We start from the raw sequence: 336 nt of genomic DNA, 5'->3' as shown, positions 1-336 counted from the left end.
CCGTTGGACGGCGCGGCAAGCGCGGTGGTGGCGACGGCGGCGGGGCGTTTTGGCTATACCGTGCGCTTCGCGTATTTTCCGTGGCGAAGGACCGTGCAGCTCGGCCACGACGATCCCCGGTTTGCCGGTTATTTCCCGGCCTACTACACGGAAGAACGCGCGCGCGATTGTCACTTGTCGGCGCCGATCAGCACCAGCATCGTCGGCCTGGCTTATCTGAAGAGCACGCCCTTGCATTGGCACAGCGTGGGCGACCTGGCCGGCATGAAGATCGGCGTGGTCGCGGGCTACGCCAATGGCGCCCCCTTCGACGCGCTGGTCAAGGAGGGCAAGATC

Annotated in this window: 1 protein-coding gene; it reads left to right on the top strand. The window is 65.8% G+C overall.

Going from position 1 to position 336, the window contains the following annotated elements; all coding sequences use genetic code 11:
• On the top strand, nt 1-336 hold a 336-nt coding region (locus F2P45_RS34835), incomplete at both ends, for a type 2 periplasmic-binding domain-containing protein (RefSeq protein WP_166882728.1).

Source organism: Massilia mucilaginosa (assembly GCF_011682145.1).
Taxonomy (GTDB): domain Bacteria; phylum Pseudomonadota; class Gammaproteobacteria; order Burkholderiales; family Burkholderiaceae_D; genus Telluria_A; species Telluria_A mucilaginosa.
The sequence above is the reverse complement of the archived record's forward strand: the minus strand, read 5'-3'. Positions and strand labels throughout refer to the sequence as shown.